This window comes from Archangium sp., assembly GCF_057119385.1.
The window spans coordinates 1-14,585 of the sequence record NZ_DBNGVP010000015.1; the positions used below are offsets into that span (position 1 = coordinate 1).

A 14,585-nucleotide genomic window follows, 5' to 3' on the forward strand; every position below is an offset into this window, starting at 1 on the left:
CGAGCTCATCGCCCGCGACCGGCGGCTGGTCGAGATGCTCTCCACCGGCCGCTTCGACTTCATCATGAACCTGGGCGACGAGTTCCAGGACTGGCTCGCCCGCGTGAAATCCGCTCGCGGGTGAAGCGTCTCACTCCAGCGACGGCGCCGTGTCCCCCGGCATCATCGCCTGCCGCGCCAGTGACACCGGCAACCCCAGTTGCAGGAACCGGTCGTGGAAGTCTCTCAGCGAGAACGTCTGTCCCCGCGCCTCCAGGTAACGTTTGTAGTCCTCGCGCAGCTTCAGGATCTGCATCCGTCCCAGCGCGTAATAGAGATACGTCGGGTTGAACGTGCCCCGCTGCACCTCCCGCAGCGCCGGGAAGGGCTCGAAGTAGGCGATCTCCGCGTAGCGCTTCGCCGCTCCCTCCACCGACTCGCCGAATGCGTGCATCGACAGGCCCGCGTGCCACCGTGCATGTCTCTGCAGCGCCCGCCGCAACTGCCCCAGCCGCACCGCCGGGTCTCCCCCGCCGAAGCCCTCGTCCACCATCATCTGCTCCACGTAGTGCGCCCAGCCCTCCACCAGCGAGGCCGGCGTGAACACATTGCGCACCTCCGTCGGAATCCGGGCCTCGTACAGCAGCTGCACGAAGTGCCCCGGCATGCCCTCGTGCACCGTCACGCCCAACAGCCCCGCACGGTTGAAGTACGTCAGGTGCTGTGCCTTCTGCTCCGCCGTCCACTCCGGCTCCACGTTGGTGATGTTGTAGAAGGCCTCCGTCGCCCGCGTCTCGAAGGGCCCCGGCGTGTCCATCGACGCGAAGCCCATCCGCGCGTACGGCGGCGTCTCGCGCACCGTCGGCAGCCGCTCCGAGGGCAACGTCAGCAGCCCCTTCTCCACCACGAAGCGCTGGCACTCCTCCAATTGCTTGCGCGCCGTCGGAATCAGCTCCTCCGCCGCCGGATGGTCGTGCGCCAGCGCGTCCATCACCGCCACCGGTGACTTCGCCGCGTCCACCCGCGCCGCCTCCTTCGCCACCCACTCCTGGTACCTCCGGATGGCCCGCTCGTTGACGTCCCGCAGCTGCTCGGCCGTCAGCGCCACGTGCTCCTCCAGCGCCAGCTTCTTCTCGAAGAGCGCCTTGCCCAGCCGGAAGTCCCCGCTCGCCTTCGGCAGCAGCTCCTGCTCCTGCCACCGCGCGAAGCCCTCCACCTCGGCCACCGCCCCCGCCAGTGCCTCGGAGAGCTCCTGGCGCAGCGCCGCGTCCACTCGCGCCAGCCCCTGGGCCTCCAGCGCCTTCGGCAAATCCCCGCGCAGGAAGCCCACCGTGCCGCGCGTGTCACGCAGGCCCTGCTCGGCCCACGGCTTCGGCACGTCGCGCAGGTTGGCCTTCGCCGCGGCCACCACCGCCGGAATCCGCTCCATCCTCGCCAGCAGGCTCCGCACCCGAGCCTCCACCGGCGCGAACTCCCGCTGCGACAGCGACGAGAGCGCACTGGCGATCACGCTGTTGTAGAGCATCGGGTTGCGCTGCCAGCCGCGCTCCGCCTCCAGCTCCAGCAGCTCCGCGCGGATGGCGTTCTCCAGGATGCGCACGTCGAACACCGCGTCCCCCGTGAGCGCCGCCCGGTCCAGCCGCTCCAGCCTCGCGAGCCACCCGTGCAGCTCCTTCGCACGGTGCTGGAAGGCCTCGGCCGACAGGTCCTGCACCTGAGAGTCGTACTGGTGCAGCCCCAGGTTCGTCGCGCGCACCGGGTGCGCGGCGTAGTACCAGTCGAGGTACTCGCGGGCGAAGCGGGCGTATTCGGCATCGGCGGGAGTGGAGGCCATGGCGGACACGGAAGCCGCCGGCCCCGAGCCCGTGCGCGGAGCACACGCGGGCACCAGGAGCAGGACGGCACTGCAAAGGGTGGCTCGAATCATCACGTCCGCAGTCTCCATCCCTCGTGCGTGACGGGGAAGACGCTCGGAGTGGACTCCGTGCCGCTTGCGTCCCCGGTGTCTCCTCCTCCAGCCTCGGCCCACCATGAAACTCCGCGTGCTGCTCGCCTCCGCCCTCCTCCTGCCCGCCTGTGCGGCGCGGAGGGCCTCGTCCCCGCCCACCGCCGAGCCCACGAGTGCGCCCCTCTCCGCGTCCGCCCCGGCCTCGGAGCCCACGCGTGCGCCCATCGCCGTTCCGAGCACCGAGCCCACGAGCGCGCCCGCCGCCGCCCCCGCTCCCGAGCCCGTGAGCCCGCCGGTTGCCTTTCTCCCTCCAGCCCCTCAGTTCACGGAGGCGCCCCCCACCGCGCTCCAGCGGGAGACAGGCCCCATCGGCACGCGCCACCCCCTCCTCTTCCAGCGGGCCGCCGAGGATGGGCGCTGGCTCATCGCCTGCCAGGCCCGCGAGGACACCAACGGCGATGGCAAGCGGGAGGTCATCTACGGCCGGCACGGCGACACGTTCGGAGACAGGCTCGCCCCCTACCTGTTCCTCGAGCCCGGCGAGGGCGAGCGGCTCGACGACTTCCTCGCCGCGGATCCGACCGGCCGTTACCTCGTGGTGGTCCGCGGCGGCTCGATGCGGCTGCTCGACACGTACACGCGCGCCGACGCCGAGCTGGCCCCTCCCGGCACCATCCCCGACAGCACCGCCCCCAGCGCCTCCCTGCCCGTGTCCTTCTCCCGCGACGGCCAGCGCCTGCTCCTCGTGTCCCTGAGCGGGCCCGAGAAGCGAGCCACGGCCTTCCTCATCAACCTCCAGGACGGCAGCAGGCGCGAGGTGCCTCACGGCCCCGGATTGCTGGGCCGTGCCGTGCTCGATCCCGAGGGCCAGTGGGTGTGGTTCGGCGTGGTCACCCAGGACACGGATGGGGATGGACAGCTCACCTGGCCCCGGGCGCAGACGTCGCTCGCCTCCAGGTACTGCCGGGGTCCCATCATGTCCTACGGCCAATATGGCCAGGAGGGCGACACGGCCTCGTGGCTGCTGCGCCGGGTGGACGGCGGCCCGCTCGTGCCGAGGGAAGGCGTCCTCCGGCCGCTCGGAGACGCCCTGCTGCGCCAGGGTGAGCAGGGAGAGGTGTTCGTCGAGCAGTCCTCGGGCCAGCGCACCGAGTGGGTGCCCGCGAGCTGCCGCGCCCATGTCCTCCACGTGGATGCGGCGCGGGAGCAGGTGCTCGTGACCTGCTCCGCCCAGGGCAACGCGCTCGAGCTGCACGGCGCCCGCGTCCACCAGCCGCTCGGCATCGCCACCCCGTACGAAACACGGCCCCCTCCCTCCCACGGTCCCCTCCGGCTGTTCCCCGTCGTCCCCACTCCGGAGGGCGGCGCGCCGTCTCCTTCCATCCAGAGCGTGGTGGACCTGGAGACGCGCACCGTGCACCCCATGCGCGGCGAGGTGCAGTACACCGAGGGGACTCGCGCGCTGGTGCAGCGGGACTCCCGACGCAAGAACCAGAACCGCCGCCTCTGGTTCGTGGACACCGCGACGGGAGAACAGCGCGAGCTCGGCGAGCAGAGAGGGTATGGCTTCGTGGCCTCGGGGAACTTCGTCTACTCCGAGGGCTTGCTGGTGGACATGAGCACCGGGCGGCTCGTCCGGAAGGTCCCCGAGGACGCGCAGGCCCTCGATACCCGGGGCCGCATGGTGCTCGACCGCTTCGGCCTGAGCCGGACGGTGCCTTCGGGGCCCCTCCAGTGGACTCCCGCCGTGGGCTCCCGGTGAGCGGCCGGGCGAGCATGCCCCACGGGACGGGATGCATATCCGCGAGCGGCTCCCGTCCAAGCCCGTGAATGCCAACTTCAACATCCAATGCCGAGCCCCCGCGTACGAGGAACGTGCGGGATGGGTCCTCCTGGGCTAAGGGTTCGGCTGCCTGACAGCCCGAGCCCCGAGCAACCCCGAGGCCCCTGGCGGGTGGAGGTACCGAGAGATGTCCGAACAGCAGCCGAAGAAGAAGCGCTGGCCCTACGTCCTGGGCGGCATCGTCCTGTTCCTGGTGGGGGTCGTGGCCGTGGTCCTGTGGCGGCTCGACGCCTTCCTGCTCCAGCGCGCCCGCACCGAGGCCGCGGCGCTCTCCCAGACGCTGGGCCGGCCCGTGGAGATTGGTGACATCTCCACCCAGCTCGTCCCCCACGTGGGCGTCGAGGTGGAGAACGTCGTGGTGGGCGCCGCCGAGGGCGAGCAGGTGCCGCTGGCGGAGATGAAGGAGCTCGACGTGGCGGTGGCGCTCTGGCCCGCCCTCACCTCGCGCGGCCAGGACATCCAGGTGAAGAACGCCGAGGTGTCCGGGCTCACCGTCAACGTCGTCCGGCTGCCGGATGGCACCACCAACGTCTCGCGCTTGCAGGAGAAGCTCGCCCAGCAGAAGCCCCCGGAGGAGACGCCTCCCGCCGAGGAGCAGCCCACGGACCTGTCCAGGGTGCGTGTGGACCGGGCGGCGCTCACCGACGCCACCATCCGCTTCATCGACCGGAGCGCGGCGCAGGCGCGTGAGCTGGCCATCTCGGACCTCGACGTGGAGGTGAAGGACCTGCGCGCGGGCAAGCCGCTGGACGTGGTGTTGAACGCCGCGGTGCTGTCGCAGAAGCAGAACTTCCACCTCACGCTGCACACCACGCCGCTGCCGGCCTCGCTCATCCCCGTGCCCGAGCGCGTGGAGCTGAAGTCCGAGCCCATCGACCTGGCGCCCCTGGGGCCCTTCCTCGGCGCGGAGGCGGGGCTGCAGGCGGGCACACTCCAGGCGGACTGGACGGCGCAGCTCGGCGCGGCGGTGCCCGGCGGCACCGGGCCCACGAACCTCAAGGGAGGCCTGCGCGCCCAGGGCCTGCGCTTCGCCGGGGCCGAGGGCGGCAAGGCGCTCGACGTGGTGGTGGACACCGACGTGACGGGCGACATGGACAAGGGAGACCTGTCCCTGCAGACGCTGCGGATGGAGCTCGGCCCGGCGCGCATCACCGGCAAGGGACAGGTGAAGGGGCTGCTCACCGAGAAGCCCACGGTGCAGGACTTCGAGCTGGTGGGGCAGAACCTCGACCCCGCGGTGCTGGCCGAGTACTACCCGCCCTTGCGCAAGCAGCTCGCCGGCCAGGTGGCGGGCCCCATCGGCCTCGTGGTGCGCGGCGGCGGCACGCAGGAGTCGCAGGCGCTGACGGCGGAGGTGGACCTGACGCCGGTGCGGCTGCGCATCCCCGAGCAGCTCTCCAAGGAGGCGGGCGCGCCCATGCGGCTGACGGCGCGGCTCACCGGGGCGGCGGCCAGCGGTGGCGCGCTGCGCTTCGACGCGAAGTCGGACCTGTCGGGCGTGGACATGCGGCCGGGGCTGCTGCTGGACAAGCGGCCCGGGCAGACCTTCACGGTGGACGCCGCGGGCACGTACCAGCCCGAGAGCGGCAAGCAGCCCATGAAGGTGGTCCTGAGCCGGCTGGGCATCGCCCTGCTCGAGTACACGATGGCCGGCACGGCGTCGTACTCGCAGGCGGGCACGGGGGCGAAGCAGACGATGACGTTCGCCCTGGCGCTCGAGAGCCCGCGGCTCGACGCGGACGAGCTGCTGATGACGGACGAGGAGATCGCCGCCACGGTGGGCGGTCAACTGCCCGAGGAGGGGCCGAAGGATCCCAAGCGCTTCAACGGCATGCGCGGAGACATGTCCTTCAAGATTGGCGCGCTGCGGATGAACGGGATGGACCTGTCCAACATGGTGGCCGACCTGAAGATGGTGGACGACCTCATCACGGTGGAGCGCTTCACCACGGGCCTCTACGGCGGCACGGTGTCGGCGAGCGGGAGCACGGTGCGGCTGGGTCCCGACGCGGCGCAGCGGCCCTTCGAGCTGAAGGCCGACGTGAAGGACATGAACGTGGCGGAGGCGCTGTCCAAGCGGGTGCCGCGCAAGGTGCTGGACGGGAAGTTCAACGGGCAGATGAACCTGTCGGGCGTGGGCTACGAGGTGAAGAGCCTGCAGGAGCGGCTCGCCGGGGCCATCCAGGGCAACCTGCTGGGCGGGGCGTTCTCGGGCCTGGACATCCCGGCGGCGGTATCCGGGCCGCTGGTGAAGGCGCTGCCCATCCCGGGCAAGGTGCTGGACAGCAACGGCATCACCGAGCTGTCGGAGAGCCTGCCGTTCGGGGTGACCATCGAGAACGGCGTGGCGCAGCTCTCCAAGCCGATTACGTGGACGCGGCCCGAGGCGGCGATGACCTTCGAGGGAGGCATCCGGCTGGACGGGACGTTGGATCTGACGGGGATGGTGCACCTGCAGCCGCCGCTCATCGAGAAGATGACGCTGGGCAAGGCGAAGCCGACCGAGCCGGTGCCGGTGGCGCTGAAGCTGACGGGCAAGGCGTGGAGCCCGGAGGTGACGGGGCTGGACGTGAAGCCGGCGGCGCTGGCCATCGGGAAGATGGCGGCGGCGAGCGCGGCCACGGAGCTGCTGGGGGACAAGGGCAAGGAGGTGGGGAAGATCATCACTGGCGGCACGGATGCGGCGAAGGAGGCCGCGAAGGCCGAGGCGGAGAAGCGTCAGAAGGAGCTGGAGGAAAAGGCGAAGCAGGAGGCGGAGGCCGCGCGCAAGAAGGCCGAGGAGGAAGCCAAGAAGCGCCTCCGCGGCCTCTTCGGACGCTGAAGGCTCCCCCCGTGTCCCCGCGCTCATCGCGGACCACTCTCCCCTCTCCCACCGGGAGAGGGTCGGGGTGAGGGTATCCGGGCCCGTGTTCTGGCCCAGGATGAGATCGGGGAAATATATAAAGGTGAGTAACAACCGCCCCATCACGGGTGACCACGTCTTTCAGACACTGTCAAAGCAGAGGCAACAAATGGATTGGAAGGCGCTGGCCCCACACAAGCCACTTGAGGGACACGATCCGCTGCATGTTTCACGGCCCATGGGTGATGGACGGCGTCTCGCATCAATGATCCACGCGGGGCTCGGGCCTTTCGCCGTCGCGGGACCAGTGGGCTGTGGCAAGAGCACGGAGATAGCCACCGCCGCTGCGGAGTTGAGTCATGGTCCTGAGTTCTTCGCGTTGGATCTGCCGCTGGATCAGTTCCTGAACATGAGGCATCTCACAGGTGCTGACCTTCTCTGGGCACTTGGCGGCTCCATGCTTCATGGAGTCCAGAAACAGTTCCAATTGCAATTGGAGCTACCCGAGGAAGCGCGCTCCCTACTGACGGGAGAGGCCCCCAACCAACAAGGACGATCAGAATCAGGCCCTTACCGCGATGCCTTTCTGGCAGTGGTCCGCGAGGTCAAGAAGAAGGGCCCCGCCACGTCTCAGGTCGCCTTGTTGTTGGATGGACTTGAAAAGTGCCCGGAAGAACAAGCCCGTATCGCGGTCCGGACCTTCCTCTCCTTGAAGGATGAGGTCGAGCTGGCGTTCGTCGTGCCCCCTTCCCTGGTCATCGGACCCGCGAATGCCGAGTTGCTGAGTGAACTTCGGGTCTTCCCCATCCGCCCTGTTCCAGTGCTCGAACGGCAAGGAGCCCGCTGGAAGGAGGGACGCCAGTTCCTCATGGACATCTTCCATCGGCGAGTAGGAGAGGGCACGAACGAAGAGGCACTGGCACCGCTCCTGGAAACAGCGGCCATTTTCAGCGGAGGACTCCCGCGGACCTTCCTCCAACTCATGAGGGATGCGGGTGGCTACGCCACAGTCGCCAACCGGGAACTGCCCACGCGCGAAGATCTCGACAACGCCATGCGGGACCAGACCGACAGCCTTCGCCGGTTGCTGCGGGATGGTGACATGCAGGTGATGCAGGCGGCGGACGGCTCGGACGGCCTCGAAATCCCCATCGAGCGGCGCGTCCGGCTGCTGTCGCACGGCATTCTTCTCGAGAACGAAGTGGACGACAAGGTCATCGTGAAAATGCACCCCCTCCTGGGACGACCGGATTGGGTGTCATTGTATGCGTGACGCATCCGGGGCCCTCTGGAAGCTGGCCCACACGAAGACACCCATCGGGTTGGTCATCTATTCGGATTACGAGCAACGCAGCGAGCTCATCACTGAATTGGAGTTGCTCGCTCCGAGTGGTATCCAGGTGTTACGAGCCACAACGCTCGATGAAGCGCACTCGCATCCCAACGCACTGGTCCTGCTCACGCCACCCGACGAAGGAGCAACCGTCATCGAACTCGACGGGCGACGCGAGCACTTCGTGGACCGGCAAGTGCCGCTTCTTCTCTTCCTGCTTCGTGGAGGAGAAGGACTGAGAGTGCTCGCCGATGCACCTGGCCTCGCGAGCTGGCTGAGCGGCAGTTCGGTCGAACCCGAGCGGTTACAGAGCATCGACGTCGCGGCTGAAACCAAGGCCTTCATTGAGCGCACAGGAAAGAAGCCGGAGGCATGGCTCGCGGCCTATGAGGCGGGTGAGCTTCCGGAGACGTTCGAGAACATCCTGCTGACCCACCGGGCCCGGCTGTTGGGAGGAACACCTTGAGGGAAAAGGGTGCCTGGGAAACCCGCGATTCGGCCATCCGGAAGGGTTTCGAGGAGCTCGGCGCGAAGCGCATCAATCACGGCAATGAGCTGCGTGTCCGGATCAAACTGCTCGCGGACCGGGGATTCTGCGTGGGGCAAGCAGTTGGCTGGTTGACCCAGCAGAATCGCGATGGACGTGCTTCGACGTTCGTCTTCTCCCCCAATGCCGATGGCCAGGCGGGAGGCCATCCGGCGCTCCGGCTCAACAAGCTGAAGAGTCTGGATGACGGAGCACTCCTGACAGTGGTCGTGGTCGTTGAGCAGCGCACCACCCGGGTAAGCAGCTTCAGCATTGGCATCCAAGGCAAAGGGCGAATGACCCAGGTGCCCTGGTATGCACGCGTCGACTTCACCGAAGCGCCAGCAGGACAGGGCCCATGCGGACACCCACTGCTGCATTGCCATGTCGGACAGGACCCAAACGTGACGGGCGAGCCGGAAATCCGCGTACCGCATGCCTGGATGAAGCCAGCCGAGGTGCTCGACTGGCTTCTGGCTACGGTAGATCCCAGCCTCGAACCTTAGAGGGGAGTTCTCCCCTCTATTGCGCCACGGAGGGCATCCGGGAGGCGTGTGCTCCCGGAGCCACCAGCCCGCGCTGGCGCAGTTGGAACTCGCGGCGGACCTCGGTCTCCGGCGCGGTGCGCAGGAAGACGTCCAGCGCCGCGTCGAACAGCAGGCCCACGTTGAGCACGTGCTTGCAGTAGCCCGAGTGTCCCGTCTCCCAGTACTGGAGCCGCTCGTTGTACACGCCGCGCGCCCACTCGCCAGGAGCCACGTGGAACAGCTCCTCCAGGGGCTCGCCCCGGGACAGGCCGCGCCACTCGAGCCGCCCCGGCAGCCCCATCTTCCCGTAGTCGAGCAGCACCCGGACTCCGCCCTCGTCCGTGCGCTCCACGCGGAAGGCCTCCACCTCCACGAAGGGCCTGCCCCGGCGCACCTCCGTCCAGTCCCTCGGCAGGAAGCGCCGCTGCTCGGAGAAGTAGACGTGGTGCAGCTGGAAGCTGGCGTGGCCCCCGGCCGCGCTCAACGCCTCCGGCAGCACGCTCGCCAGCGGCGTGGCGTCCCTCACCCGCGCGCCCGCGCCTCCCCGCGAGTCCTTCGTCCACTCGGTGGTGAGCAGCTGGATGAACAGGCCGGAGACTCGCGTTTCCGCACGGGGAGAGCGTCTGTTGTGGTGCCGGGCCATGGTGTGACTCCCAGACGGGGCGCGTGTCCGAAACCGGCGAGAGGCCCCCTGCCCTCGTGATTTCCCGGGGTGCCACCCACCCGGCCCTCCCTTTCGGGTGAGGACGTATATCTGCAACCTCCGCAATCCCGGCAATCCCCCCCATGGCCATTCCCAGACGCCACGGGCGCTCAGCGTCGCAGGCGCAACAGTGCTCCCGCCCGGAGTCGCACGATTCCCACGGACCAAGAAGAAGAGAGGCATCAGGTCGCGCTGGCGCGGGCGTCGGCGCCTCCGAGCACGGTCCGCAGGTGCTCGCACAGCTTCGCGGTGCCGCGCACGGCCTCGGGGAAGGCGTCACCGAATGTCTGGAAGTTGTGGACCATCTCCGGCCACTCCTCCAGGTGCGCCTTCACCCCGGCGGCGCGGGCCTTCTCGGTGATGCGCACGCCATCGTCGTGCTGCAGCTCCACGCCGCCCACGTGGATGAACAACGGCGGCAGCTCGTGCAGGTCCGCGTACCAGGGCGAGATGAGCGGGTTGCGCACGTCCGCGCCACCCACGTACCACTTCGCCCAGTGCAGCAGCATGCGCTTGTCGCCCCAGTCGAAGCGCTCGTGGGCCACCACGCTCTCGCCGCTGCACTCGAGGTCCACCCAGGGCGCGATGAGCACGGCCCCCGCCGGCGGCAACACGCCTCCGTCGCGCAGCACCACCAGCACCGCGAGGGCCAGCCCGCCGCCCGCCGAGTCCCCGCAGAAGGCCACCCGCGCCGGCTTCACCCCCGTGGACAGCAGCCAGCGGTACGCCATCAGCGTGTCCTCCACCGGCGCGGGAAAGGGGTGCTCGGGCGCCAGCCGGTAGTTGAGCCCCAGCACCCGCGCGCCCGTGCCCAGGGCGATTCGCGCGATGAGGTCCCCATGCGTGCGCGTGGAGCCGAAGACGTACGAGCCCCCGTGCAGGTACAGCACCACCTCGTCCCCGGTGGCGCCCGGAGGGATGAACCACTCCGCGGGCACTCCGCCCGCGTCCACCGGCTCGCGCCGCACCTGCTTCAGCGCCGGCGAGGGCATGGACAGCAGCTCCATCTCCGCGCGCTGCGTGGGTGCGTCGAGGTGGATGATGCGCTCGTGGGTGGCCTTCATGAAGGCCACCGTGGCCTCGTACTTGAAGCTCCACCCGGGCCGCAGCGGGCCCCGCTTCAGGCGCCTCGCCCCCGTGGCGAGGCTCGTGCCCATCAGCGTGGAGAGAATGGTGAGGCGTCCCATGTGTCGTCCCCTGTGAGCCCCGCAGTGTGCCCCAGGGGGACACGGCGGGGGAACGGTGGGGAGCCCGGGAGGCGTGGCACCCTCACCCCGTCCCTCTCCCGAGGGGAGAGGGGAGGTTGGGCGGAGTGGAACCCGCCAGGGTCAGTGACGCGTGATTCCTGGCGCGGGCGCCAGCATGCGCGGGCCCAGCCGGTCCCGGTTGTGCGGCGTCAACAGGTCCACCTGCGGCCCCATCGGCACGATGCGCGACGGGTTGATGGCGTCCTGGCTCCAGTAATAGTGCACCTTGATGTGCTCGATGTTCGTCGTCTCCGCGAACCCGGGTGTCTGGTACAGGTCCAGCAGGTAGTTCCACAGGTTGGGGAAGTCCTGGATGCGCGCCAGGTTGCACTTGAAGTGCGCGTAGTAGACGAAGTCGAAGCGCACCAGCGTGGTGTACAGGCAGAGGTCCGCTTCCGTGAGCATGTCCCCGCACAGGTAACGCTGCCGGTCCAGCACCCGCTCCCAGTGCTGCAACGCGGTGAAGAGCTCGCGCACCGCCAGCTCGTACGCGCCCTGGCTGTTGGCGAAGCCCGCCTTGTACACGCCGTTGTTCACCGGCTCGTAGAGCGCGTCGATCGTCTCGTCCACCTGCTCGCGCAGCTCCTCGGGACACAGCGTCACCGGGTGCTCGGCGAAGGCATCGAACTCGGTGTCCAGCATGCGCATCAGCTCGCGCGACTCGTTGTTGACGATGGTGTGCTCGCGCGCGTCCCACAGCACCGGCACCGTCACCCGCCCCGAGTAGTGGGGATCCGCCTTCAGGTAGAGCTCGCTCAGGTAGCGCGAGCCATTGAGCGTGTCCGGCCCCGAGCGCGGGTAGCCCCCGAAGCCCCAGCCGTTGCGGCCCATGCGCGGATCCACCACCGTCATGCCCACCGCCGCCTCCAGCCCCTTGAGCTTGCGGATGAGCAGCGCGCGGCTCGCCCACGGGCAGGCGTAGGACACATAGAGATGGTAGCGGCCCGCCTCCGCCGGGAAGCGCCCTTCCCCGCTCGCGGAGACCTGGTCATGGAAGCGCGTTCGCGGACGCACGAAGCGTCCGGCCTCGTCCGGGGCGTACCAGTCCGTACGCCACTCTCCGTCCACCAACATTCCCACGGTTCACCTCCGTTGCCTGGAAACGGTTGGCACGCCGCGTCAGGCGGGCAACCATCCCGGCGTGCGGCGAGACTGGAGTGAGCCCGCGTGCATGACGGGCAGGCGGAGGGACGGGGGCCCGTCCTGACCCCGGAGCGCTCAGCCTCGGGGCAGCTCCACCGTGAAGGTGGCGCCCTGCCCCGGCACGCTCTCCACGTGGATCGTGCCTCCCATGGCGGTGACGATCTCCCGCGTCACCCACAGCCCCATGCCCAGGCCCCCGTAGTGCCGGTCGCTCACCGCGCGCTCGAAGCGCTCGAAAATGCGCTGCTGCACGGCCGGCTCGATGCCGATGCCCTCGTCGCGCACCCGCAGGAGCACCCGCTCGCCCGAGGTGCTCAGCGCCACCTCCACCGGCTGGCCCGCTCCGTACTTGAGGGCATTGGAGAGCAGGTTGCTCAACACCTGCTCCAGGCGCAGCCGGTCCCACCGCCCCACCAGCGGCCCGGCCACCTGTACCCGCAGGCCACAGTCCACGCGCTCGGCCTCGGAACAGAAGCGCCCGGCCACCTCGCGCACCAGCTCCGTCAGATCCAGTTCCTCCGGCCGCAGCACCAGCCGGCCCGAGGTGATGCGCGACACATCCAACAGCTCGTCCACCAGCACGCCCAGGCGGCCCACCCCGCGCTCCAGGCCCGCCAGCCGCGACGCCGTCCGCTCGCTCCAGGCTTCCTCCCGGCGCGCGCCGGCCACCAGCGCCTGGACGTTGAGCTTCAACGCGGTGACGGGTGTGCGCAGCTCGTGCGCGGCCACCTGGAGGAAACCATCTCGCAACCCGATGGCCCGCTGCGCCTCGCGGTAGAGCAGCGCGTTGTCCACCGAGACGGCCGCCCGGCCCGCCAGCTCCTCGGCCAGCCGCAGCTCCTCCCGGCCATACCGCTGCCCCGTCTCGGCGCGCACCAGCGTGAGCGTCCCCAGCACACGCCCGCGCGAGCGCAGCGCCACCGTGAGATAGGAGCGCACGCCCAGCTCCCGCATCAGCCGCAGGTGCTCCGCGTCCCGCGCGTAACGGGCGAGCGCCTCGTCGGAGACCTCTGGAATGAGCTCCGGCTCGCCGGTGCGCAGCACCCGGGGGGCGCCGGTGGGGGCGTTCGGGTCGATGGGGTAGCGCCGGTGCAGCTCCTCGCTCAGCCGCACCTTCCCGGGGTCCCTGTGGACGTGGATGAGCCGGCGTATCCGCCCCCGCTCATCCACCACGTCCACCCCGCACCAGTCCGCGAGCACGGGCACGGTCAGCGAGGCCACGCGCCGCAGGGTGTCCTCGTAGTCGAGCGAGGTGGCCAGCAGCGCGCTGGCCTCGGCGAGGAAGCGCAGGTTGTCCACCGAGCGCCGGTGCTCGGTCACGTCCATCGCCGTGCCGATGAAGCGCACGGCCCGGCCCCGCTCGTCGAAGAAGCTCTGGCCGCGCGAGGCGATCCACCGCTCCATGCCGTCCTGGAACCTGCGGATGTGGAACTCCTCGCGGTACTCGCCGTCACCGCCGGGGGCGAGCGCCCGCGCCACCGACGCATCCACCCGCTCCCGCTCCTCCGGGACGATGCTGGCCCGGAAGGTGGGGTAGTCCACCTCGGCCGCCGCCGGCAGTCCGAAGAGGGCCTTGCAGCGCTCATCCCAGCGCAGCTCGCCCGTGACGGGATTGAAGTCCCACGTGCCCAGCGCGGCCGACTCCAGCGCGAGCCGCCGTTGGGCCTCGTTCTCGCGCAGCGCCTCCGCCTGCCGGCTCAACGTCCGGGAGAGGGCCTCGGCGCGCTCGCCCGCCCGGGCCCGCTCGTACTCCTCCCGCTCGCGCGCTTCCCGCTCCTGGCGCACCCGCTCGGCATACCCCGCGAAGAACTCCCCCAACCGGGGCTCCTCCTGGAGCAGCCACCCCAGGTGCTCGCGGGCGCGCTCGTCCGCCTCGTAGGACAGCTCCGGATGGGCCTCCACCCACAGGTGGCACGACTTCACGTAGGCGAGGAACACGACGAGGTGGCCGTAGAGCACGGGGCCGAGCAACCGGCGCACCCGCTCCCGGCACCGCTCGGCCCGGGCCTGGTGGACGAAGAGGAAGACCGAGCAGCGGAACAGGTCCTCCTCCAGCGCCGAGCCGGGGGCAGGCCACGCCTCGAGGACGTCATGGCCGGCGTCCAGCCGTGCGAGCGTCTCGTCGATGGCCCCATGCGCGGGAGGAAGGGCCTCCAGGAGGGCCAGCACCTCGGAGGCCCGCATGCCCAGGGGCCGCAGCGCGCAGGAGTGGCACACGATGCAGTAGGGCACCACGCAGTAGCGCGACAGCCAGGCGAAGAGCTTCTCGCGGAAGAGGGCGGGGAGGGGATTCTCCACGTAGGCGAGGAGCGTCTGCTGCCACAGGTTCTCCAGCACCCGGGGCTCGTCCGCCGCGGGCGTGAAGAACGGGGGGAAGAACCCGAAGCGCGCTTCGATCTCCTCGCGGATTTCCCGTGCCGTGCGCATTCACTGGACCGAGGTTGGACGACTCCTGAGGTTCTCAAGGTGCGCCCGGGAGCCGCCCCGGCGCCAC

The 14,585-nt window shown here is 69.7% G+C and carries 10 protein-coding genes; 5 read left to right on the plus strand and 5 right to left on the minus strand.

Annotated features, from left to right (window positions below; all coding sequences use genetic code 11):
• Positions 1 to 130: 130 nt before the first annotated feature.
• A complete protein-coding gene (locus AC16DP_RS03725; protein ID WP_329730767.1) occupies positions 131 to 1,906 on the minus strand; it encodes a DUF885 domain-containing protein in 1,776 nt (591 codons plus the stop codon).
• 103 nt (positions 1,907 to 2,009) lie between these two features.
• Between AC16DP_RS03725 and AC16DP_RS03730 the strand changes: the two genes are divergently transcribed.
• From AC16DP_RS03730 to AC16DP_RS03750, 5 genes are all read left to right on the plus strand, one after another.
• Positions 2,010 to 3,689, plus strand: a complete 1,680-nt coding sequence (locus tag AC16DP_RS03730) for a hypothetical protein (protein ID WP_329730737.1) — start codon at positions 2,010 to 2,012, stop codon at positions 3,687 to 3,689.
• Between the two features lie 208 nt (positions 3,690 to 3,897).
• Complete coding sequence (locus AC16DP_RS03735; protein WP_329730738.1) at positions 3,898 to 6,591, plus strand: AsmA family protein; 2,694 nt, start codon at positions 3,898 to 3,900, stop codon at positions 6,589 to 6,591.
• 190 nt (positions 6,592 to 6,781) lie between these two features.
• Complete coding sequence (locus AC16DP_RS03740; protein ID WP_329730739.1) at positions 6,782 to 7,885, plus strand: hypothetical protein; 1,104 nt, start codon at positions 6,782 to 6,784, stop codon at positions 7,883 to 7,885.
• Positions 7,878 to 8,411 (plus strand): hypothetical protein, encoded by a 534-nt coding sequence (locus tag AC16DP_RS03745; RefSeq protein WP_329730740.1) that lies wholly within the window; start codon positions 7,878 to 7,880, stop codon positions 8,409 to 8,411. Before AC16DP_RS03740 ends, AC16DP_RS03745 begins: the two co-directional genes overlap by 8 nt.
• Positions 8,408 to 8,977, plus strand: a complete 570-nt coding sequence (locus AC16DP_RS03750) for a hypothetical protein (RefSeq protein WP_329730741.1) — start codon at positions 8,408 to 8,410, stop codon at positions 8,975 to 8,977. Before AC16DP_RS03745 ends, AC16DP_RS03750 begins: the two co-directional genes overlap by 4 nt.
• A 16-nt stretch (positions 8,978 to 8,993) precedes the next feature.
• On the opposite strand, the gene AC16DP_RS03755 is transcribed toward AC16DP_RS03750, so the two are convergent.
• The 4 genes from AC16DP_RS03755 to AC16DP_RS03770 all read right to left on the minus strand — a co-directional run bounded on the left by AC16DP_RS03755 (position 8,994) and on the right by AC16DP_RS03770 (position 14,518).
• On the minus strand, positions 8,994 to 9,641 hold the full coding sequence (locus tag AC16DP_RS03755; protein ID WP_329730742.1) for a hypothetical protein: 648 nt from the start codon (positions 9,639 to 9,641) through the stop codon (positions 8,994 to 8,996).
• 242 nt (positions 9,642 to 9,883) lie between these two features.
• On the minus strand, positions 9,884 to 10,888 hold the full coding sequence (locus tag AC16DP_RS03760) for an alpha/beta hydrolase (RefSeq protein WP_329730743.1): 1,005 nt from the start codon (positions 10,886 to 10,888) through the stop codon (positions 9,884 to 9,886).
• A 141-nt stretch (positions 10,889 to 11,029) separates the two neighbouring features.
• Entirely contained in the window at positions 11,030 to 12,022 is a 993-nt protein-coding gene (locus AC16DP_RS03765; protein ID WP_329730744.1) for a glutathione S-transferase family protein, read from the minus strand.
• A gap of 144 nt (positions 12,023 to 12,166) precedes the next feature.
• Positions 12,167 to 14,518, minus strand: a complete 2,352-nt coding sequence (locus AC16DP_RS03770) for a sensor histidine kinase (protein ID WP_329730745.1) — start codon at positions 14,516 to 14,518, stop codon at positions 12,167 to 12,169.
• Between the last annotated feature and the right edge of the window lie 67 nt (positions 14,519 to 14,585).